The sequence below is a fragment of the Paraburkholderia sp. C35 genome, assembly GCF_003121405.1.
Taxonomy (GTDB): Bacteria; Pseudomonadota; Gammaproteobacteria; order Burkholderiales; family Burkholderiaceae; genus Paraburkholderia.
The window spans coordinates 43583-65939 of record NZ_QBUY01000046.1; the positions used below are offsets into that span (position 1 = coordinate 43583).

General features: G+C 58.8%; 20 protein-coding genes and 5 riboswitches. Of the genes, 3 read left to right on the top strand and 17 right to left on the bottom strand.

Annotated elements, in window-relative coordinates; genetic code table 11:
• Nucleotides 1-96: 96 nt before the first annotated feature.
• The 3 genes from DK391_RS24630 to DK391_RS24640 are packed head-to-tail and all read right to left on the bottom strand — an operon-like array spanning nucleotide 97 to nucleotide 3527.
• Complete coding sequence (locus DK391_RS24630; RefSeq protein ID WP_109480613.1) at nucleotides 97-1656, bottom strand: DNA mismatch repair protein MutS; 1560 nt, start codon at nucleotides 1654-1656, stop codon at nucleotides 97-99.
• Entirely contained in the window at nucleotides 1653-3191 is a 1539-nt protein-coding gene (locus DK391_RS24635) for a DNA mismatch repair protein MutS (protein ID WP_204117430.1), read from the bottom strand. The genes DK391_RS24630 and DK391_RS24635 overlap by 4 nt, the downstream gene beginning before the upstream one ends.
• Nucleotides 3192-3200: 9 nt before the next feature.
• On the bottom strand, nucleotides 3201-3527 hold the full coding sequence (locus tag DK391_RS24640; protein WP_109480615.1) for a hypothetical protein: 327 nt from the start codon (nucleotides 3525-3527) through the stop codon (nucleotides 3201-3203).
• A 318-nt stretch (nucleotides 3528-3845) separates the two neighbouring features.
• Nucleotides 3846-3907, bottom strand: a riboswitch (Fluoride riboswitch).
• Between the two features lie 711 nt (nucleotides 3908-4618).
• Nucleotides 4619-4682: riboswitch (Fluoride riboswitch) on the top strand.
• A 165-nt stretch (nucleotides 4683-4847) separates the two neighbouring features.
• Between DK391_RS24640 and DK391_RS24650 the strand changes: the two genes are divergently transcribed.
• Together DK391_RS24650 and DK391_RS24655 are read left to right on the top strand one after the other, a co-directional pair.
• Nucleotides 4848-5834 carry a hypothetical protein gene (locus DK391_RS24650; protein WP_162600904.1) on the top strand — a complete coding sequence of 329 codons (987 nt, stop codon included), beginning with the start codon at nucleotides 4848-4850 and terminating at the stop codon, nucleotides 5832-5834.
• A gap of 76 nt (nucleotides 5835-5910) precedes the next feature.
• Complete coding sequence (locus DK391_RS24655; protein WP_109480618.1) at nucleotides 5911-7266, top strand: hemolysin family protein; 1356 nt, start codon at nucleotides 5911-5913, stop codon at nucleotides 7264-7266.
• Between the two features lie 79 nt (nucleotides 7267-7345).
• Here DK391_RS24655 and DK391_RS24660 read toward each other — a convergent pair whose 3' ends face one another.
• From DK391_RS24660 to DK391_RS24720, 13 genes are all read right to left on the bottom strand, one after another.
• Complete coding sequence (locus DK391_RS24660; RefSeq protein WP_204117431.1) at nucleotides 7346-8539, bottom strand: MFS transporter; 1194 nt, start codon at nucleotides 8537-8539, stop codon at nucleotides 7346-7348.
• A 49-nt stretch (nucleotides 8540-8588) separates the two neighbouring features.
• A complete protein-coding gene (locus DK391_RS24665; protein WP_109480620.1) occupies nucleotides 8589-8972 on the bottom strand; it encodes a hypothetical protein in 384 nt (127 codons plus the stop codon).
• A gap of 78 nt (nucleotides 8973-9050) precedes the next feature.
• A complete protein-coding gene (locus DK391_RS24670) occupies nucleotides 9051-9395 on the bottom strand; it encodes a DUF190 domain-containing protein (RefSeq protein WP_109480621.1) in 345 nt (114 codons plus the stop codon).
• A 29-nt stretch (nucleotides 9396-9424) separates the two neighbouring features.
• Nucleotides 9425-10735 (bottom strand): voltage-gated chloride channel family protein, encoded by a 1311-nt coding sequence (locus tag DK391_RS24675; RefSeq protein ID WP_109480622.1) that lies wholly within the window; start codon nucleotides 10733-10735, stop codon nucleotides 9425-9427.
• A gap of 77 nt (nucleotides 10736-10812) precedes the next feature.
• Nucleotides 10813-10880: riboswitch (Fluoride riboswitch) on the bottom strand.
• A 145-nt stretch (nucleotides 10881-11025) separates the two neighbouring features.
• Nucleotides 11026-13017, bottom strand: coding sequence for a proton-conducting transporter membrane subunit (locus DK391_RS24680; protein WP_109480623.1), 1992 nt, complete (start codon nucleotides 13015-13017; stop codon nucleotides 11026-11028).
• A complete protein-coding gene (gene nuoB, locus DK391_RS24685; protein ID WP_109480624.1) occupies nucleotides 13007-13870 on the bottom strand; it encodes an NADH-quinone oxidoreductase subunit NuoB in 864 nt (287 codons plus the stop codon). The genes DK391_RS24680 and nuoB overlap by 11 nt, the downstream gene beginning before the upstream one ends.
• A gap of 14 nt (nucleotides 13871-13884) precedes the next feature.
• A complete protein-coding gene (locus DK391_RS24690) occupies nucleotides 13885-15384 on the bottom strand; it encodes a nickel-dependent hydrogenase large subunit (protein ID WP_204117432.1) in 1500 nt (499 codons plus the stop codon).
• Nucleotides 15381-16913, bottom strand: coding sequence for a proton-conducting transporter membrane subunit (locus DK391_RS24695; protein ID WP_109480626.1), 1533 nt, complete (start codon nucleotides 16911-16913; stop codon nucleotides 15381-15383). Before DK391_RS24695 ends, DK391_RS24690 begins: the two co-directional genes overlap by 4 nt.
• Before the next feature lie 2 nt (nucleotides 16914-16915).
• Nucleotides 16916-17596 carry a hydrogenase gene (locus DK391_RS24700; RefSeq protein ID WP_109480627.1) on the bottom strand — a complete coding sequence of 227 codons (681 nt, stop codon included), beginning with the start codon at nucleotides 17594-17596 and terminating at the stop codon, nucleotides 16916-16918.
• 2 nt (nucleotides 17597-17598) lie between these two features.
• The gene (locus DK391_RS24705) at nucleotides 17599-18540 is read right to left on the bottom strand and encodes an NADH-quinone oxidoreductase subunit H (RefSeq protein WP_109480628.1); all 942 of its coding nucleotides are present in this window, start codon (nucleotides 18538-18540) and stop codon (nucleotides 17599-17601) included.
• Between the two features lie 187 nt (nucleotides 18541-18727).
• A riboswitch (Fluoride riboswitch) is annotated at nucleotides 18728-18797 on the bottom strand.
• 48 nt (nucleotides 18798-18845) lie between these two features.
• A complete protein-coding gene (locus DK391_RS24710; protein WP_109480629.1) occupies nucleotides 18846-19217 on the bottom strand; it encodes a DUF190 domain-containing protein in 372 nt (123 codons plus the stop codon).
• 151 nt (nucleotides 19218-19368) lie between these two features.
• A complete protein-coding gene (eno, locus tag DK391_RS24715) occupies nucleotides 19369-20670 on the bottom strand; it encodes a phosphopyruvate hydratase (RefSeq protein ID WP_109480630.1) in 1302 nt (433 codons plus the stop codon).
• A complete protein-coding gene (locus DK391_RS24720) occupies nucleotides 20667-21020 on the bottom strand; it encodes a DUF190 domain-containing protein (RefSeq protein ID WP_109480634.1) in 354 nt (117 codons plus the stop codon). The genes eno and DK391_RS24720 overlap by 4 nt, the downstream gene beginning before the upstream one ends.
• Nucleotides 21021-21237: 217 nt before the next feature.
• Nucleotides 21238-21303, bottom strand: a riboswitch (Fluoride riboswitch).
• Between the two features lie 127 nt (nucleotides 21304-21430).
• Between DK391_RS24720 and crcB the strand changes: the two genes are divergently transcribed.
• Nucleotides 21431-21811 (top strand): fluoride efflux transporter CrcB, encoded by a 381-nt coding sequence (crcB, locus tag DK391_RS24725; RefSeq protein WP_109480631.1) that lies wholly within the window; start codon nucleotides 21431-21433, stop codon nucleotides 21809-21811.
• Between the two features lie 8 nt (nucleotides 21812-21819).
• On the opposite strand, the gene DK391_RS24730 is transcribed toward crcB, so the two are convergent.
• A complete protein-coding gene (locus tag DK391_RS24730) occupies nucleotides 21820-22266 on the bottom strand; it encodes a hypothetical protein (RefSeq protein WP_162600906.1) in 447 nt (148 codons plus the stop codon).
• Nucleotides 22267-22357: the final 91 nt, after the last annotated feature.

Below are 22357 nucleotides of genomic sequence, written 5' to 3' on the forward strand. Positions count from 1 at the left end.
ATGTCCCTTAGCTCCACATGCTTCCTCGATGTTGTCACTCATAGCGTCTCCGTTCTCTTCGATCGGTCAGATACTCAGTGCTGCTCGTGGCGCCAGCTAACTATCCCCGGACGGGTTCCCTGCCTCTTCGAAAACACATTCACCGACAGTTGGATCCGTCGTATCTTCACCAAAAATTCGCGCATACAGATCCTCGCCGTAACTCGTTTCGAGTGGCTCCCCGGGTGATACCCTGAACGTGCGCTCTCCTCCTTCGCGCCGTTCGGCCCGCAGGAACACGGCGCCCGACTTGACTGCGTCGTAAAGGCCGTGTGCAAACTGGTACATATGGGTTACAAACAAAATTTTCACGCCTCCGTCCAGCAACGCACTCAAGATCTGACGGGCGACTTCAGAACCTTCGCGCTCGTTGGTCGCCGCAAAAGATTCGTTGAAGAAGAAAATCGAGTCGGGTGTGATGTGATCTGCAATCTCGTTCATCCGCACCAGCTCTTCGTCGAACTTGCCGCTGGTCATCGTCGTATCTTCCTCGCGGTTGTAATGGGTGAACTGGCCCACACATACATTGGCGCGAAACGTGGTTGCGCCGACCACCATGCCGGCCTGCATCATCATCTGTGCGAGTCCCACGCTGCGCAGGAACGTGGATTTTCCGCCCTCGTTCGCGCCGGTGATGATCACCAGATCTGCGTCATTTGCCTCAAGATCGTTTGGCACCACACGGCCGTCGAGTCGTAAGGCAAGACATACATCATATAGATCTTTGAATGTATGCTGTCGCTCACCGAGCGGCGCGGGTTCGGGATAGCAATATATCTGGCCGTTCGCATCGAACACGGCAAGCAGGTTCAGGCATCCGATATAAAAAGCCAGTTCGGTACGCAACATCCTGAAAAAGCTCAGCACATGCTCGGCAGACTGGGACACGGCATCAGCCGCAAGGTTGATCCCTCGGCCTTCAAGTTCGGAGAGCGCGTTCGCACCGGCCTCGTCGCGATCGGCAATATGGAACGTGAGAGACGGCGGCCGTCTTCCGAAAAGGCGCTTCAGGAGATTGCGGTCCTGCTCGCTGGGTTTGCGTAGCACATACTGGATGCCCTTGTTACCGTTGCCCAGTTGTGCGCTAATCAACGTACCATTGCGAAACCTCAACTCCCGCAGATGCTCGTCTAGCGTCTTGAAATATTCGTCCGACAGTTCCTGATGGATCATCGTAAATAAACGTGTAAAGCCTTCCGAATGAAAGCGTCCCGACGTCTGATCCGCCACCGCTCGCAGTTTCACGAGTACGGCGATAAATGTTTCCATCAGTGAGCGGGCACCGCTCAATATCGCGGCGGGGTACCTGGTAAAGGTACTGAAGTAACTCTTCTTCTCGATCTCGATTGCCTCTACGGCGATGCCATACAGTGACCGTACCGTCGTTGCATTGGCGACGCAATCGCGCAGGACATTCTGTCTGAAGAGAATCTGTGCGGGATCGTGAAGACTGCCCATGACGCCTTTTCGCACGACGTCAAACAGGAACGCATCACCCTGAGCCATTGTTGAGAACAGTGTTTTAAGCTCGAGGTCGGCGACCAGCGTGTCGGATCCCCATGGAAGCTCATCGGCGAGATGGAAGTCCTGATCGGGATACATCAGATAGGCTTTCATGCTCGAATCCTTTCTTTTAGTGGTTCATAGGTGAGTCCGTATTGCCTGGCCAGCGTCAGTGCGTAAGAACGACCATCCGCAGGCCGTCTGATGATCTTGAACGTACGTGACGCGAGGGCATCCGGCATCACCTCGCTCAGCATGCTGATCGTCGTCTCACCAAGCGTCGACAGCTCTTCAATAAATGTCACGTATACACAGAGCGCATCGAGGTTCATGATGCGCGTCATCACTTTCCGGCTTAGGAACAGCGCGTCTTTCAGGGAGGTCGAACTGAAAATCTCGTTCATGATGACGATGCTCCTGGGGCTTGCGTGTGCAAGAATCCCGTGAATCCGGAACAGATCGTCATGAAGCTTGCCGCGCATGTTCTTCATATCCTCCTGACGTTCAAAGTGGGTAAATACCCGATCGCAGAGATACAGCTTCGCCTCGCGTCCAGGCACAGCCCATCCCAGGGACGCCAGGTAATGCAACTGGCCGAACGTCCGCGCAAAGGTTGTTTTACCTCCCTGGTTTGGCCCGGTTACGACGATGATCCGCTCGTCCCCTTCCAGGAAGAAGTCGTTGCACACGACTGTCTCGTTTTCGAGCCTGAGCTTTTCAGCGAGTGCGAGATCGAAGCCGTCGGTGCTGTGTATTGCTTTGGACGTTTCGCAGACAACGGGGTAGCAAAAATAGAGGCCGGCTGAACGCAGCCGGGTGACATGTTCGAGGTAAGCGATCAGAAACTGGATCTCGCGGTCAAATCGGGCGATGACAGGATGCAGAAATCCGGCATGTGCGGAGCAATAGGCATCCAGTGGATTGAACACCTCGGGGTAGAGTTGCGCAACGAACTCGAGTACATGAGCCTCGACGTGATTCATTTCCGGATACTCGCGTATATCCACACTGCGGCTCTTCGCCGTTCCCTGTTTGAACTTCTCGAAGGTTTGCTGTACTTCGTCGCCATAGTCGGTCTCACCTGCATACCTGCGTACGGTGACGGCGCTGCCCTTGATCAGAACGCTGTAACGCACCTCACCAAGTTCCGCTCTGAGGCGCGTTTCGTCCGATCGCAACCGCTCAAATGCGGGGTCGAGAACATAAGCTTTCAGATAGTCCAGAAACGAGGTCATGCCCTGTGATTGCGGGACAGCCTTTTCAAGCTCACTCGCGAACTCAGGAAGCGTTGCGCAATACCGCTGTACCGCATCGAGAAAGTAACGCTGCTTTTGCCACTTGTAGTACATCTTTTCGGAGGCTGCGAGTTCCACGCGCATCGCGCGCATCTGTTCCGCAAAACGCGAGACCGCATGAAGAATCTCACTTCTCTCGAGGTCGCGGCTCACGTCATGCCGATAGGCAATCGTCTGCACACTCTCGAGCGGTACATAAAAATAGGGTTTCAGGTTGTAGTCGTCCCTTCCGCGAACCACGGCGTCAATGACCTGATCGAGGTTGAGATCGCCGAAGAAGTCAGGTTGCGTCGCGCGATCAACATCGGAGGCGAGTCGACCATCGTCAAACAGGATGCTCTCAAAGATCATCATTGTTCTCCCTTAGCCATCGCATGTCATACAGACAACGGCTTGCACACCAGTCTGATCACTGGCAGCGACGAGCGCCTCGTGCTGGCGGCCGGGGCTAGGTGAATCGATCAGGTTCCTGATTACGTACCGCGACGCCAAGGCGCATGCCACCGCCGCGACAACACAGATGAGTATCATCAGGTGCGAGGTGTCACGCATTGCGATGTAGCGGAACAGAAGTGCGAGCGGCCGGTCGACAAACCGGTTCATGGTCTCGATACGTGCCCGTTGCGCAGCAGCGTCGTGACGGGTTTCCCGACGCTGCCTGATAACGGACAACAGTTCGGCGCCCGTCATTTGCGACCTCCCAGGATCGTGCGGCATAAGCGAACGCAACTGGTGCGTGCTGCTTCTGACGGCGCAAATGCGGAGCGAACGCGGGAGCCATGGCTATGCGACGACGTCGCCATAGCGCGGAGAGCATGCGGTTCAGAGGTTTCCATTCCCGCGCAGTTCCATGTTGCCGCGGTATACAAACCGGACAAGCCGCCACCATAAGGTTCAGCTTTTAAGCGATTTGTTACCGCGGTTGGAAAACACTGGAAGGCAGCGCCGTCGCAGTTCGTGCGACGTGCACAGATGTGGCTGATGGACGAGCCCACAGCGCCTGCTTCCAGGCCTGTAGGCATCATTAGCCCGAATGGGCGGTTAGGGAGAATGCCATCTCCATCAGTCGTTTTTATTCTATCTTCGCTTCGCCGGCTTCACAACCGCCAGATGCAACTATGGAGTGCGCAAGTTTCAGACCCGCTGCCTGGTCATGCGCGTGTTGAGCTCGAAACGACGGAGTTGCCGAGGGGCGAAGCAGGTGGTGGGTTACGCGGTCCCGCGATTAGCCTGAGCAGTGGACACTGTGGCTATGACGTCACGCACGACCAGCCAACGAACGACATCCGTGCGTTGGTAGTCGTCCCGAAGACGGAAAATCATGCCGTCGCCATCATTCGTCGCGGGCTTTTCGGAAAAGCCGGTATGGATTGGCGAACTTGCCTAAACTCGAGCGCCCATCGATCTCTACCCTGCTCTTCCGCTGGGGCGCTTGCGGCCAATGTGGTCGCTCAATGCCTTGTGGGTGTCGCGGTCGCATTTTTCGGGCGATCGCACCCACTGTCGGGCGAATGGCGACTCGTTGTCGTAACGGGACTCATGGGCGGATTTTCGACCTCCTCGACTTTTTCTGCCGAAGGTGTCGGAGACATCCATCACGGTAAATTAGCGTGAACGCTCGGGGAGAGAGTCATCCATCTTTGAGCGTCGATTGTCGTGACGGTCCTTGGCTTTGCAACGGTCGGGTTGATCGCAAGCATGGCGCCCATTCGCCAAGCGATCGACGCGGGCAGTGCTACTTGAGCCAGTCTGTTTGCGTTCAATCCCTGCGCCCGATAGAATAAAAGGAAGGAGATGGCATTCCTCCTCACAACCGCCCTATCGGCTGATGATGCCTACGTCCCCGGATGGGATGTAGCGTCATGCGCAGTTGTCTCTCGCATCCGGTATCTCTTTGCATGTTTGATCCGGACCGCGTCATGCACTTTCTATTGCAGCCCCCTCACCACCGTCCACTCAGGCGAGTGCGCGTGCGACCATATGGAAGGCAGCACCCACACGGAGTCGCCCGTGACGCCCGCCGTCGTTGAATGGGCGACCGAGGCGCTCACAGCTGTGACGATGCTTGTCTGCGTTTTTCGTGCTGACCTACACACAGAGGCATCGACCCGCAACCCTCTCGCTCTTACCAGCGCGGTCCTTTCCGGAGCGTTTGTCACCTCAGCCGCACTCGAATACCTGCTGATGCATGCGTCTCGCGAACGGTGCGCACCCTGGACCTCCTTCAGCGCGGCATTGTTCATCCAGATCGTCGGCGCGGCGTGGCTCAGACCGTCCATTCTGACGTCTACGCGGATCCTGGTCCCGCCATCGTTGCTGGCGAGTTGGTCGCTGCCCGGTCACTCAACGGCGATGTCAACCAGGACGGGCCGGATATATGCGCTCGGAACATGGCTCGTGACGGGTTGTTTTGCCGGGCTGCTCACAACAGCGTTTCTGTATATGTCGTCGGTGCCTGTCGGGATGACGCGGGCTTCGTTTTTTCTGCTTCTCGTCACACAGGCCATTGCGCTTGCCTGCTCGTGTCTGCGCAGACGCCCGCGAAGACGCGGAATCGAGCGGACGCTTCGCCTTGTCGCCGGACTGCTGCTCACCACGTTTGGCACTTTCCGTGTCGGCAATGCCCTTGGTGTCGTGTGGTGTCCACAACCCGCCGCGGTTCTGGTCCTGCTGGCCGCGTGGATCCTGCTCAGCGGCTGGCTCATCGCAACAGCACGTGGCGGTGAGTCGAAGTGGCCGCTGAACGCAAGTTCAATCGCCCCGCGGCAAGCAACCGTCGTGCTGCCATATTCCCGACCCACAGTGAACGCCCGGATATTGACAATAGCCGTCGAAACTGTGATCTGGACAGTCATCGTCGCTACCTGGCTGCATGTTGTCGGGATGCGATCAGCCGACACGAACGAATGGCGGGCCGGCGTGCTGCTCTTCGCGGGATATGCCGGAACGCTCGTCCATAGCGTACTTCTCGATATTCGCCTTCCGGCTGACGGCTAGGTTGCAGCGTCCGGTCGCGCGTCGCGAGAGTCGTATCGCGTGCAGGTTTCAGGGATAAAGACAGAGGAACAACGAAATGCTTGCGCTTCAAATACTGCTGTTCGCTTTTTTCGTTGGCCTGACCGCATTTTTCAATCTGGCAGAGATGGCGCTCGTCGCCGCCCGTCCTACGAAACTTGATGCAATGTCCTCGAAACGTCGCACGAATGCCAGGCTTGCCATCGAGCTCAGAGAGGACCCGGGTTCGTTCCTTTCCGCGGTTCAGTGTGGCATCACGGCGACCAGCATTCTGGCAGGCACTTACTGCGTGAATGGATTTATTGCTTCAGTCACGTCAATACTGCAATCCATGCCCTTTGTCGCACCCTATGCGTCGGGCGTGGGAGCGGTGATTGCAATTGTCCTTGCGACCTATCTGACACTCGTTTTTGGCGAACTTGCCCCCAAGCGCATAGCCCTTTCCGCGCCGGAAACCTGGGCGTCGCTTATCGCGACGCCACTTCGATGGACGATGAATCTGGTTCGTCCTTTCATTCTGCTCCTCGGTCTGTCCAACGATATGCTGCTGCGCATCCTGCATGTCCAGGTCCGCTCAGACGACAGCACTAGCGGAGATGAAATCCGCAGCGTGATACTGAGCGCTCTGCGTTCTGGAACGATACTGGACTCAGAGCGCAGCATGCTCGAAAGCATCCTGCAGCTACGTGTACGAACCGCACGCACAATCATGACACCAAGGCGCCTGCTCGAATGGGTTGATGGTGCGATGCCCGAAAGTGAAGTCCGTCAGAGGATTGCCGATTCCCCCTGCTCGAAGCTCATTGTTACTCGCGAACACGACGTTGATCGTCCAGTCGGGGTTGCCGCGAAAAAAGAGATTCTGAAAGCGTTGATGTCGACCGGCCGGCTCGACCTGGAGGCTTTATGTCAGCCCCCGGTCTTTGTTGCCGAGAACTCGCCAATTCTGGGTCTGCTCGCATCGCTCAAGCGGGCCAGAGCCCAGATGCTCGTCGTTGTTGATGAGTTTGGGACGGTCGTGGGTATCGTCACGCTGACGGACGTGCTTGAGGCTGTCGCCGGCGATGTCCCCGAGCCCGCGCGGCACCGCGGCGGAGGCTTGCAATTCACGAAGCAACCCGATGGAACTTTCCTCGTGCAAGGACAGTTGCCCGCCGACGATCTCTCTGAGTACCTTGGCATCCAATATCCCGCCACGCCGACCTACAAGACAGTTGCAGGGCTGGTACTGAGTCATCTCAGGCGCCTGCCTGTGACGGGAGATAAGCTCATGCTCGACGGATGGACAATCGAAGTTGTCGAGGTCGACGCAAGGAGCATTCTGCAGGTCCGCCTCGCTCCGCCAGAAGTTGCGCCGAAGCCGTCGGAAGTGAAGGGTGGACATCACGCGCGCGTCTCAGATAGACACATCTAGGCCAACCAGGACACTGACGCAGCGTTCATCGCACCAGATTCCTGAGCGCACGGGAGTGATCTCTGTCAGGAGCTTATCTTTATTCCGTTTCAAGTTTTCGACGCACAATCATAAAGACCAGGATCGCCGCAGCCTGCACAAGCAGGCAAAACACGACCGTTGCTACGATCGATCTGTCGTACAGCCATCCGATAGCTGCGCTTCCGGCAAACCAGCAGACGCCATAGAGCGCCGTGAATGCCCCAAACGCAGAAGCCCGGCGCCCTGCAGCTATCATTGGCGCGACGGCCGCAGGAATGATGGACTCGTGAACGCCCATTCCCAGTCCCCATAGCGCGACACCCAGGAGTGCCGCGACGAAATGGTTGACAAGAAATACAAGGGGCGCAAATAGCGCGCTCATGCATGTCAAGCCAATCAAAACCACGAAACCGTATCGGTCGAACAGACGACCCATCAGCAGCGAGCCACCACCACTCACCGCCATCGCAACCGCGTAGAAGATGGGAATCCATTCGGAACCCAGCACACCTTCGCGCGCCCAATGAAATGCGATGATCGGATAGTCCGCAAATCCGGCGGCTACAAGTCCAGCGCCGACAACATAAAGCCAAAACACCGATGGAAAGCGCTGAGTCGCGTGCGAGCTACGCTTGTCCGCAGTCTTCATCTCTTCTGGCGTTGGATACAGCAGACGGGCAAGGAAAACGAACAGCAGATTGAGCGCGGCAGGTACGGCGAGCACCGCAAACGCGACGTGATAACTTCCTCTCTGGGCGAGCACGGCCGCAACTACAAGTGGCCCGACCATTGCGCCGAACTGGTCAAACGCCTCGTGAATGCCAAAAACCCAGCCATATCCCCCGATATGCTGAGCGGCGTTAGCCAGCATGACGTCCCGGGGCGGATTTCGAATGGCCTTGCCTACGCGCTCCGCAATTACCAGCAAGGCCGCGCTGCGCCAGTCATGAGTCAACGCAAGGGCAGGTACGGAAGCCATCTGCACGATGTAGCCAACGATAGTAATCGGCCAGAAACGGCGTGAAAAGTCAGCGACAGCGCCCGACACCGCACGCAGTCCGTATCCGAGCAACTCTCCCAGCCCCATGACCACACCGATGATGGTCGCAGAAGCGCCCCCGGTCGACAGATAGGGGCCGAGCACGCCACGCGCACCTTCGTAGGTACAGTCCGCGAAAAAACTCAGGATTCCGACCAGTAGCACGAATCGCATCGCCGGCCGGGCACGTGGAGCATTCCGTTCCTGAATCATAGTGGTCTCCGGTGATGGTGCCGCCTGAACCCGCCACGATAGTCGGCGGTCAGGCGCACAGCAGATCGGCGTGCAGTTCAACGTGCAGCAACACCTGCCATGCTCTCGGGCAATCACGCGCTATCGATATGATCTTGGGAAGCTCACCGTCGTCGTATCCGAGATAGCTGTGGGTGCGGGCAAACTCAATTGCAACGGCTGCGTCACGCCTGATCCAGCGAGCAATCAGCAGCGTCGTGAAGGCGCCAAACGTTGCAAAGGCGACGGAGGACCTGGGAGACTGATTCAGGATCCCTGTGCACGAGAGGATCCATGCGAGCGCGCTGGCAACAAGAACGGATATCGACATCAGCTTCGTCTGTCCACGCAGCCTGAGCGACCGGTGCTTGATTGTCGCTTCCCGGCGTGACCCGGTCGACTCATGCTTCGTCATCGTTGTCTCCTCGCTCGTCGACACCACAACTACGGGTGCCGACGGCCGTGTCTTTATGCTTTTTTTATGGGCTTTCGTTCAGGCGTGCATTGCCTTTTCGCAAGGCATGAATACCGCGTGAACGTCCTTCAGTTCCGCACTGTGTCGATGCCAGAAGTCACGCACCTTCGACTCAAGGTCGATCAGCTCGATACAGTGGGGAAATCGATGGTGCACGTGCTCAACGTGTTCGTGATGAATGCGGTCGCCGCGAATGAAGCCCGCCTGCACGCGATGCAACAAGGCCTGCTCAATGCCCGCCAGCTTCGCGTGCGTCAGCAGATGCCGCGCCATACTGGGCCGCGAAACACGATGCCAGAACCGTGTAGGACTGCCTTTAGCCGAATGGTGAAAGTAAAGGCGCAAGGAGATCAGATTGCTCATGATAAGAATTTGAGGAATGGAATGATGGGTTACGACTGCGCAACGCCGATATCGCTCTTGCGTCGAGCGCGACGAAACGCCGGAATATCGGCGAGCCGTATCCCTTCAGGCAGAATGAGATGCTTTGAGTGACCCACGCGCTGCGCGCGGTAGATGCCTGTGTGACCTGAAAACAGATAAGCCACAACACAGGCCACGGCTGCATACACCCCGATATGCGTGCCGAAGAGCTCCATCGCCATGATCGTCGAAGCAATCGGCGTGTTGGCGGCACCCGCGAAAACGGCCACGAATCCGAGACCCGCCAGAACCGGGACAGGCAGTGCGAGCACGTGTCCCAACGCATTGCCCAGCGTAGCGCCGATATAGAAGAGCGGCGTCACCTCGCCGCCCTTGAAGCCCGACGCCAGGGTAACGACGGTAAAGGCGAATTTGCCGGCAAAGTCATAGACGGGCAGATCGCCGCGGAACGCAGCTTCAATGGTCGGAATGCCGAGGCCCAGAAACTGCGGCGTATCGAACAGCGTCGCCGCAACCGCCACGACTGCACCGCCGACAAACGGCCGCAACGGAGCCCAGGCTATCTTGCGTTTGACCAATGCCGACAACGCGTGCGTGGAATCGGCAAACAGCATTCCGACAATGCCAAACGCAATACCCGCGAGCACTGCCGACCCGAGACCCAGCGCGGTTACTGGCGGAAAGACGGGAATTGCATAGACGGTATGGTGGATACCCCAGAACCTGCACACTTCGTCCGCAACGACAGACGATGCAAGACACGCAAGCAGCGCGTCATACCGCAGTCGACCAATTGCGAGCACTTCCAGACCAAAGATTGCCCCCGCCAATGGCGTACCGAACACGGAAGAGAAGCCCGCCGCGATTCCGCCCATCAGGAGGATCCGACGTTCATCCTTATCGAGTCCGAAGACATGGGTGACGCGGTCGGCAAGCGCACCGCCCATCTGCACGGCTGTGCCCTCCCGCCCCGCCGATCCCCCGAAAAGATGGGTGACCACCGTCGCAACGAGAACAAGCGGTGCCATGCGCTTTGGCACGATCTTCTGCGGATCGTGGATTTCATCGATCAGCAGATTATTGCCACCTTCAACCGGCTTGCCGACGCGGTTGTACAACCAACCGGTCAGAAGTCCGGCTACAGGCAGGAGCCAAAGCAACCAGGGGTGGCCCGTTCGGGTATCGGTTGCGAGATCAAGAGAAAAGAGAAAGATGGCCGACGCGGACCCTGCGAGTGCACCGAGCACACAGGAAAGCAGCAGCCAGCGCCCCAGATAGGGCACCATGGCAACCTGCTCAATAGATTGAAGACGCTTCATGATTTCCAGATTTGATAGAACATCAAACCTGGGTGGCAGGACACCACTACAGACGGCCTACGACCTCCCGCACCCAGGAACTCGTAGGCATCATCAGCCGGTTGACCCGGCGGTTGTTCGGAGGAATGCCATCTCCGGCGGGGAATTGTACCGGAGAAACTTTCTGCAGCGCAACAAGTCTGCCATCCACAGCGTCCGAACGGCAAACCGCACCTACGCTGAACGACGTGACGCATCAAGGCGATCCACCGTTTGAGGCTTTTGAAGAGTGGCCGTCACCCATCCGAGTGCTAGTACAAGGTCAACGCAAGAATCGCGATGAGTAACCCGCCTATCAGTGCGAGGTAGAAGTTCAGGTTGCCGGATTGCAACGCACGCAGCTTCCCGGCACACCACCCGACCCCATGCGCAACAGGTTCAAACAGATGTCGGTCGAACAAGTCCGTGACGTCGTGAGAAAAGATGAGTCGCCTGATGAAGTATTCGCGCAACTCATGTTCTCGCTCTGTGCTCATCGTGGGTTGATAGATGAAACTGTAGAACGTGCGCATCGCGTTGGAAAACGTGAGGGGGGTGGTGACTGCGTCGCGGCCCCCCTTCATCCCGCCGTACCAGACCGAAGTACGCCGCACCGGGAAGCGGCGCGCAACCGCCCACAACAGTGCGAGCGGCAGCAGCGACAGGAGCGGCATCACGATGATGAGCTTCGACGGCGAGATGAACGCGAACTTGTCCGTCAGCGGAACGAGCAGCCAGCCGGCGACCATCGCCTGGGGGCTGTTCGCATTGAAGATAGCCTGTGCGCCAGTCGCCAATGCGTTCAGCCATAGTGGCGCCCCGACGGCCACGGCCAGAACGCACAATCCAAGCACACCGACAGCGACGCTATAGCGCCGCGGCACGGGCCGTTCGTAGTCGATGTCGCCCGTGCCAAGCAATCCCAACCCGATGAGTTTCACGAATGTTGCAAGCGATACGGCTGCCGCCAACGCCAGCCCTGCGCCCGCCAGGACCAGGGCGAGACGACCAATGAAGGCGGAAAGGTGGAAACCCTGAAATACCGTCTGGAAGACATACCATTCGCTGACGAATCCGGCTTGGGGAGGTATCGACGCAAGGCTCATCCCGGCAAACACGGCACCGAGCCCAAACAGGAACCCCGCGCGTTTGATCCAGCCGCGCGGCACGATGTCGTAGGTCTCCGCCGACGCGTGAATCCCGTCGGCTGTCAGAAAGAGCGCCCCTTTGGAGAGTGAATGCCCTGCCAGATGGAGTAACGCGACCGTCCAGGCGAGACCCGCCAGCTGGTTGAGCTGGTCACTTCTAAAGAGTGTGGTGACGCCGAGCATCGCGACTGCGACCGACGCATTCTCTGCGGATGAGTAGCTAAGCAAGGCGCGCCAGTCGTCCTGTTGAAACGCAAACAGGATCGCGAGGATTGCGCTGACTACGCCTAGTGCGATCGCCACGACCCCAAGGCCGAAAGCGATGCCGCCGTCGGTGCCCATTCCCAGCCAGCTGTTCCAACTGCGGCTCAACGCAAAGTATGCAGCGTTGAGCACCACACCCGAAAAGATCGCGCCCGTCGCGCCGCTGCCCGCGCCATACGCCCGGGGAAACCACTCGTAAAACGGCATCAGTCCGAGCTTGGCGCCGAAACCAATCAGCAATGCGAGACCGGCCGTCCATGCCAAAGGGCCTGTCACCCTGACGGAAGCCCTCTCCAGGTTTTCAAACGCCGTTGAACCTGCCACATGCGCCAGAAGCAAAAGCGCAAACAGCACAGCGACTGCTCCGACTTCGAGCAGCGCCAGCATGAAGAGCACCGGTTTGCCGTCGTTATCATCGATATGCTCGCCAGCCAGCAGCAATGCGCCGCCCAGGCTCATGACCTCCCACGCGACCAGCATCGACATGCAGTCCTGCAATCCGAACACACCGAGTGCGCCAAGCAGGCTGAAGGCAGCGCCTGCACTCCACACACCGCTGCGACGGCCAATCGGCGTGCCGAGCCAGCATGCGATTCCGGCGGGGACGAGACCGAAGCCAAGCAGCCACAGTGCGGCTGGTGCCAGCACGAAGTTCACGTCCTGAGATGCCAGCGCGATATCGAGACTTTGGCCCTCCATGGCTTCGGGTAGCGCAAGCAGACACGCGAGTACGCCCGAGAGGCACCCCAGCGCGATAACCACGCGCGAGAAGCGATGCTGCCGTGTGAACAGCGAGACCAGCGCGGCGATGAGCCAAAGTCCAGCCATGACCCCGATGAGATCAGCGCTCAAGGTGCCCTCCTCTCATCTGCTGTTGTGCACGGTTCAGCACCATCAGCAATGCATGCATGATGGCAGCCGGGTTGGGGGGGCATCCCGGCAGATAGATGTCAACGGGGATCACGTCCGCGAGCCCGTTTTCACATGCGTAGTTGCCACCCGAAATGCCTCCCGATACGGCACACGTGCCCGTCGCGATCACCCACTTGGGCTGGGGCATCGCCTGCCATGCCTCCAGTAGAGGCCCCTTCATTGCGTGCGTGACGGATCCGGTGACAAGCAGGACATCGGCAAAACGGGGCGATGCCGTGAAGCAAATGCCCAGACGGTGCAGGTTGTAAAACGGATTGTTCAGCGCCTGAAGTTCCGATTCGCAGCCATTGCATGACCCTGCATCCACGTGGCGGACATGCAGACTGCGGTGAAACGCGCGACGATCACTGTCGCTTCCCGTGCGCGGCGTAGCGCTCAGGGGCTTTGACGCGGCCCAGTGAAGATCCTCGCGGTGCGAGACACCTACTGCCCAGTCATGGGAGGGAATGAACGCGCCCGACGGACAGACCTCCGTGCAACGTTGGCAGACGATGCAACGCCCCCAGTCAACGTCGGGAACGGTATGACCTGTCGATTCGACAGAACGCCCCTCGTCAACCGTCGCCTGTTGCCTGTCCCGGATTGCGACGTTCGTGAATGATATTGCGTGCGTCATGCATGCAGCCGCACACGCGTCACAGCCCGGTTCGCACCGCGCCGGATCGTACCGCGGCATGCCGAGCACACCTTCCTGACCGTGCTCGTCACCCTTGAGCGGCCAGCTGGTGCTGGCGTTCCCGGCATGCAGTCCAAACCACGTCCAGAGCGACATATGCGTGTCCTCATCTAGCGGGCGCAACCGGCGATCGTCAGACCGAAACTTGCCTCGTTGATCGCATAGTCCATCATGTTGCTGTCGTTGACCGTGAACTGGAAAGCGTTCCAGTTCGAGAAAGACGCTGACTTGATCTTTGCTCTCGCTATACGGCCATTGACATCGAAGTGCAACGCGTAGAGCACGGTCCCGCGAGGCGACTCGGACCAGCCGAGGCCCTCGGAATGCGGAGGCAGCGTGTACGGGGCGACCAGTAATCCGCCGTCCATTCCATGCATCACCGCCGCATCGAGCAGTTGGATGCTTGCTCGCAGTTCGGCAATGCGGACCTTCATACGCGCGAACGCATCACCCTGCGCGTGCGTAGCAACAACAGGCTGAAGAACGTCATAGGCTGCGTACGGATGATCCCGGCGCAGGTCGCGATCGACCCCGGAAGCTCGCTCGACAGGTCCCGACGCCCCCTGATCGAAGGCGAGCTGCTGGCTGAGTGGCGCGGTCGAAATCAGCCGGTCGATGTGGCTGGTCGTCCGTTCAATCAGTCCGATATAGCGGTCGATCTCACTGCGCATACCATCCAGTCCTTCTGCAATAGCCAGCATGTCGATGTCACGGCGCGCCCCGCCTGGACAGATCACGTTGCGCAGGAACCGGCTGCCGGTTGCGCGTGCATTCATTTGTTTGGCCCGTTCCTCGAGAAGTTTCCCTTCCGCCTCGCCGACCTTGAGCGTTGTCGTATGACACAGATGCCCCAGATAATGCAGATGGTTGTAAACCCGTTCGAGCTCGGCCACGATCACGCGAATCCACCGTGCCCGTTCGGGAACTTCGCAACCCGCGGCGTCTTCCACGGCCTGCGAGAACGCAAGCGCATGCGCCACACTGCCTACACCGGACACGCGTTCAGCCGTCAAAACACCCGCCATTGGATCTGTCGACTCGAACTGTTTTTCCATGCCCCGATGTTTCAGGAAGAGGTTCGGGTGGTAATGCAAGATGCCTTCGCCAATGTAGTAGAAAATGAATTGGGCGGACTCCACCACGTCTGCGCGGACCGGACCAAACGGAAGTAGCTGGACATGCTTGCCCGAGACCTGCGGCAGTGACGGCATAGCAAGCGTTCGCGAGGTCGCATGCTCATGAACATGAGCGTCTGCGACGGGCACCAGCGGCGGCTGGGCTGTCTGAGCCATGTGAGCCGTCACCAGTCGCTCCGGCTGTGGATGGCCAGAGAACTCGACTCCGCTCATCTCCATCATTTCCCGCTCATACCATCCAAGGAGTGGCGATTTTCCAGCCATGCTCGGTACGTTTGCCGCATCCGACTTCATGTGCCAGACCGCAAAGGCGCGCTGTCCGCGAACAGTGGCGATGTACCGGAGTTCGGCAGGCGCGCCGGATTCGGGAAACCATGCGTAGGCCATCTGCATACGCCCACCGGAAGCAAGAAGCTCATCGATCGTCCTGCCGATGCGCGGCGCAGTGGTCGCCTGCAGAATACAGTTGCTCACGGGGCACTCCTTCCGAGATCCGAGGCTACCGCTTCGAAGAACCGCCATAGTTCCTGCGGCCACCAGAGGCCAAGGATGAGGACAGGCAGGAGCGCGAGCCACATGGGAAGCGTCATCCACAGGTTCGGCTGGGCGCTCTCGGTAGCGAGTGTGGCGGCAGCGGAATGTCGAAGCTGTCCGTCTTTCTCTATGTCGTCGTCGCTATCGGCCGTTGCGGCCGGAATCGACGAAGCGAAATACATCTGCCTGAAATGGTTCAGAAAGCCGATGAAAATCACGATCAACAGCACCAGCAGAACGATAACGGCCCAGGCATTTGGCGTCGCGAGACCCGCGCGCATCATCGTGAATTCGCTCAGGAACAGGCCGAACGGCGGCGCGCCCGTGATCGCCACGGCGCCCGCCAGCCACAGCGCACCCGTGACCGGAAATCGCGTCCAGACACCACGGATGTCATCGATCTCCTTGGTGCCAAACAGGCGCATCACGTTACCCGCGCCGAAGAACATCAGCGACTTGTTCAGCGAGTGATTAAGCATGTGGTAAAGCACCGCCGCAATCGCAAGTGGCCCGCCAAACCCGAACCCCATCGCCAGTACGCCCATATGCTCGACACTCGAATACGCCATCAGCCGTTTGATGCCGCGTTGCCGGACGATGAACAGCGCTGCGACGAAAAGCGAAAATGCGCCAAACCCGACTAGCACCGTGCGCGGCAGCATCGACGGGCTGGCTGCGTCCGTCACCGTTAGGAAGCGTGCGACGCCCAGCATCGCGGTATTGAGCAGCGCGCCTGAGAGCATTGCCGAAACGGGTGCCGGGCCTTCGCTGTGTGCATCGGGAAGCCACGTGTGCATCGGCGCAAGCCCCGCTTTGGTCCCATAGCCAACGAGGACGAGCAAAAAGGCCATCTGCGTGAGTGCGGGGTTCATGCGCGGCGCAGCGCGGCGCAGCGTGTCCCACGTCATGTCGTACGTGGGCCCTATAACCAGACTCCCCGCCCAGTAGAAAAGCACGGTACCGAGAAGTGCGAGACTGATACCGGCGGACACCACGATGATGTATTTCCACGCGGCCTCAATGGCTTCCTGGCCTTTCTCGAATCCAACCAGAAAGGTACTGACCAGCGTGGTCAGTTCTATCGCGATCCAATACACACCGATATTGTTCATCAGCGGACCGCACACCATCGTCGCCGCGAACGCAGCAAAGAGCGCATAGAACTGTGGAAGCCGTTCACGTTCTTCGACGAGCAGCCGCATATAGCCGATCGCGTACACCGAGGCAAGGAAATATACGAGGGCCGTGCAGACAAGTGTCCACACACCAATTGCGTCGACCAGCACGTATCCGTTCAGAAACTCGCGTGGCCGATCCCGGGTCGCCGCGAGAAGGAAAGTCGCGACGAGGCACACAAGCGCCGCGATGAGATTCACGTACTCCCCGACGTGACGCATCCGGATCAGCGCGCTTACGATGGCCGCGAGGGTGGGCGCGGCGACAATGGCAAGGATGAGGGCGGCTGTCATGCTCACCCCACCAGGCGTCGCAATTCCCGGCTGCTGGTACTGCCCACATGTGCAACCAGATACCGCACCAGTACGCCGAAACTAACGACAATCACGAGCAGGTCGAACAGCAGCACCAGCTCGATGAGCATCGGCATGCCAGGCACCAGAATCTGCGAACCGAGAAAGATGCCGTTCTCCAGTATCAGCAGCCCGAGCACCTGACTGATTGCCTCGTGACGCACCGCCAGCATGAGAAATCCGATCAGCTTCATCGACAGCATTACCGTCAGCGCGAGGACAACGACCGTGCCGCCCAATCCCAGGCTGTTGCCAAGGTGATTCGAAATGACGAATGCGAAAAGCACCAGCAGCGCGCCCGCCACGAGGCTTGAACTCGGCTGCAGGATCACATGCAGTTCGCGCTCGACTTCGAGCCGGACGATGATCCGCCAGATCAGGTATGGCAAAAGCATGCCGCGGAAGAGCGCCGTGAGCACCGCGATGAAATACAGCTCGTGATAGTTGCCGTAGTAGCCGACCGTGCCCGAGAGCAGGGCAATCAGCCACGACTCGCCCGTAAAGGCGAGCAGATAGTCTTTCAGCCAGCGGGAACCGAGCATCACGAAAGCAAACAGCAGGCTACCGATGGCGAGCAGGCTGAACAGCGAGGCGGCAAGCGGACTCAGATGGGCCAGCAGCATGGTCACCTCAGCTGGTTTGCCGCGATGGCAAGTACGGCAAGCATGAAAGACGCCGCGAGCGGCTCCTGATAGCGGAAAAACCGCAGCCGCGACTGCGCGGTCTCCACCACCACCACCGCGATCACGACCACGAGCATCCTGAGAAAGAGTCCCGCTGCGGCACCCAACGCGCCGATCGCAGTGCCCTCCCGTGAAAGCCCCCAGGGCAGTGTCAGCACATTGCAGAAAATCGTGTACAGGATGAACTGCTTCATCATCGACGCCCATTTGAGTAGTCCCAGCAAAGGCCCCGAGTATTCGAGGATGCGTGCCTCCTCGATCATGTACACCTCGATGTGCGTACTCGAATGAATCGGTAAGCGGTCGGTCTCGACGAGCAGCAGAACGAAGAACGCGAAGACCAGAAACAGATGCGCCGGACTCCAGTAGACGGACGGGTTTTCCTCCAGCAAATGATTGACGACAAACGGCAGCATCGCCTTGGCGAGCAGCGTGATGCCGACGAACACAAGAATCAGCGTAGGTTCAGCGAGTATGCCCAGCATCACCGACCGCGAAGAACCGATGCCCCCATAGGCACTGCCTGAATCAAGTCCCGCAAGTACGATGGCAAAGGAACCGAGAGTGAGAATCAGACCGCCTCCCAGGATATCGCCCATGTCGGATAGCGGTAGCGGAAAGTCCGTGAGAACCGGAATGAGGATAGGCACCGTCAACATGCAGGTAAATGCGAGCGGCGGCGCGACCCAGTAGATCCACGACGAGGTTTCCGGCACGACCAGCTGTTTGTGAAACAGCTTCCACAGATCGCGATAAGGCTGGAAGATGCCTGGGCCGCGCGAACGTTGCACCCGCTCTTCCCATTGAAGCACGACGCCCTGCAGCAACGGGGAAAGCGCAATGACCGTGACGACCTGCGCTATCTGAAGGAGGACCTCACGCATGAGACGGCTCCTGCGTACAAACGGAGGAGCACATTAGTTCTGCGAGCCAGCCACGCGCGCAGACGTCACGGAAGAAGGAGCAGCCGGCACATTCCATCTTCTTCCCATCTTCGTGCAATCAATCGCCCGGGACTGCAGCAAGACGGGAGCCGGTAAATGAAAAGCCTACCGGCCCGGCAAACCCGGGATCCCAGTAGGCATCATCAGCCGCGGACAATCAGCGGCGGTTAGGGAGGAATGCCATCTCCACCAGACACGATTTTGAGTATAGGTGACAGGTTACGATCTGGACAGCCGTCCTCCTGTCAGTGCGCCCCTCTCTTGTGAAATAGCGAGAACTTCTTCGGATGGTGCTGCGGATCGTCTTCACCAAGCAGCCCAAATTCGATGGGCGAACGCGTATAAAACAGGTGCACGTGCTCGGCCCGAACAACATCGAGCAAACGCTGTGCCTCGTCGTCGGTAACGACGACGATAATCTGCACGGGCTGGTCGGCGAGCCGGAGCATGTGCGCCGCGTGATGCGCCCCGGCATGGCCGATGCCCTCACTGCCGCTGATGACCGTAGCGCCGCGAATGCCCAGCTCCTTCACCTCGTGCAGTAACCACTCACAGATCGTCCTGTGTCCGTGTCGCTTGTTCTGCTCCGTGTAGAACGTCAGTTGGAATCCGTTCATGCGAATCTCCCTTGCCGACCGTCGGACCGACAGCGCTGTTCAAAGGCCGCCGTGCGAGGGTCCTGGCCTGCATTTATTCTAGGTCACTGCTCAGCCGCTATGTAAATAGTGCAATGCAGCGGGCACTGTCTGCTGACGCCTGTCGCGCGATCTACGTGCTCCATCTCAGAGTGCTGAACGCGTTGCGCCCGGCAAAGACAGCGGCTGCGCCGAGCATGTTCTCGATCTCGAGGAGCCGGTTATATTTCGCCACTCGCTCCCCGCGCGCCGGTGCCCCGGATTTGATCTGACCACAGTTCAGCGCCACAGCCAGATCCGCGATGCTCGTATCAGACGTCTCGCCGGAACGGTGCGATACAAGGCAGGTGTATCCGGCTGCCATGGCCATATGCGCCGTGTCCAGCGTTTCCGTGACGGTGCCAATCTGGTTCAGCTTGATCAGGATGCTGTTGCAGCATCCCTCCACTATCCCGCGCTTCAGAAACTTCCGGTTGGTCACGAAAAGGTCGTCGCCGACAATCTGCACGCGCGCGCCCAGCTCACGCGTGATAGCGGCAAACCCCGACCAGTCGCTGTCGGCGAGCGGATCCTCAAGTGAAACGAGTGGATAGGCGTTCACCCAGGATTTCCAGTAGCCGATCATGTCTTGCGTCGATAGCGACAGCCTGTCGCGCGTCAGGCGATAAGCACCGTCTGTGAAGAACGAACTGGCCGCAGGATCGAGGCCGATTGCGATATCCTCGCCTGGCCGGTACCCCGCCCGCTCGATCGCACGGGTAAGGGCGTCCATCGCTGCCAGATTAGACTTGAGCTGTGGCACGTAGCCGCCTTCGTCCCCTACATTAGTCGACGTCCCCATCTCCGCAAGGACGCCGCGCAGGGCATGATAGGTTTCCGCCCCGTAGCGATATGCCTCCCGGAAAGTCGGTGCACCCAGGGGGACAATCTTGAACTCCTGTATATCGGGACCATCTGCAGCATGCTTGCCGCCATTGAGCACGTTAAACATCGGTACTGGAAGCACGTGCGAGTCGGCGCCCCCGAGAAACTGGAACAGGGCAAGACGTTGATATTGAGCCGCAGCCCTGGCGCACGCCAGCGATACGCCGAGTATGGCATTCGCGCCAAGCCGGCATTTGGAATCAGTACCGTCGAGCGCGATCAGTCGTTCGTCAAGCTGGCGCTGATCCAGCACGTCCTGACCGCGCAACGCAAGAGCGATTTCATTGTTGACGTTGCTGACGGCTGTGAGCACGCCTTTACCGCAGTAACGGGCGGCATCACCGTCGCGCAACTCAACCGCCTCAAATTTACCCGTCGACGCACCTGAGGGAACGATGGTCTCGCCAGTGGTCCCGTCGTCGAGAGCAACCCGAACCTTTATGGTCGGATTGCCACGCGAATCGAGCACCTCGTCGGCAACTATCCTTGAGATGAGTGCGCGGCTGCTCATGGTTTCACCTCTGTCTGATGCTGATCATCGGGCTCCCCAAGCACTTCGAATTCAACGGGACAGCGAGTGAAGAACAGGCGTACGCCACCGGCATTGAGATTGGCGAGCAACGTGTCAATCTGGGCGTCGGGGCCGGCCACCATAACTGCCACGGGCTGGTCAACGAGTTCAAAGAAGCGCGCCGCGTGATATTTCCCGTGCGCGTCAATTCCCTCACTGACCTCAGTTACCGTCGCACCGTGAATGCCAACTTTCGCTATTTCTTCGAGCACCCATTCGACCACTGTCTTGTGCAGTTTTCGATGGCTCTGGGTGGCTGCGTAGAGTGTGAGCTGACTACCCTTCGTCACAGGAACCCCCTGTCCATCCAAGGTCCGGCCGCTATCTTCGCACACGCGAGTTCACTCCCGCGAGCCACACGCGCTCGTGTGCTCGCAAGACTCTCACCTGCGAAGCTCAATCTTTCAGAAAGCGGAATGTCGAAACATTGAAACCAGACCTGAAACGCGCTGTTCAAATCCGGGGCAGCAGGACGCTGAGGGACGTGCCTACAACTTCCTGACCCAGGAAACCGTAGGCATCATTAGCCGGCAAGCCGGCGGTTACGGGAGGAATGCCATCTCCGTGACACGAGTGTAGCATGCAGTGTTGGTAGAAGGACCATGTGTTTTGTCGCACGGCCGCGCATTCCCTGCCTGGGAGGAAGACGACAGGCGAAGGCGGCTCCGCCAACCAGGAATGCTCCCTTCCGCTCCGACTCATGATCACTTCTCTTCTTGCGATCGGTCTTGGCGGCGCAACCGGATCGCTTATTCGCTGGCGTCTCGGCCTGCGTCTGAATGCGCTGTATCCAGACCTGCCGCCCGGAACACTTGCCGCGAACCTGACGGCCGGATTGGTGATCGGCCTCGCGGTAGGATTTTTCAGTCGTTATCCAGCTGCATCGGTCGTCTGGAAACTGTTCGTCATCACCGGCCTTATGGGTGGACTATCGACGTTCTCCACGTTCTCGGCCGAAGTCACCGCACATATTCAGCAGGGACGCTTTGGATGGGGGCTGCTTGAAATCATCGTTCATGTCACTGGTTCGGCATTGATGACGGCGCTCGGCCTTTATCTGGCGTCGTTGCTTTCGCTATAGCCCCAAACTCAGGTGTCGCTTCCGCCATCGACTATCAGCTCGTGTGACATGGTCCTGATTTCATTGCGCAACTCTGCCTGAAGATCACGATAGGCAAGCAAAAAGTCTTCACCCGGTTTCCCATATCCGGACAGTGTGCGCGGCGACATCTCGTCAAGCGCAATATCCATGAACTGAAGATCGACCTTCAGTGCATGAGTACACAGCATCGGGGGAGCCGGCAGATCGAGGCTCCATTGAGCGCCGAACTCGGTGAGCAGCATCCAGACACGGGCGATGCCTTGTGCGATTGAAGCGCGCTGGTCGGCGGACAGATCGCTCTCGTAACGGGAGAAAGCTCTCGGGTGCGGGTCGCCCAAATTGAGTGCCGACAAAGCCTTTGCAAGAAGGTCATCAAGGTAGAGAAAGTGGGAGGAAAGCGCGCGCCGCACGCTTGGCTCCAGTTTTTTCGGCATTTTGCGTCCCCTGAAATTTTCAGAAAAAGCCTCACAGTCGGTCTCAGAGCAGTCTATTATACACATCTGACGCAGCCGACGATCTTACGCG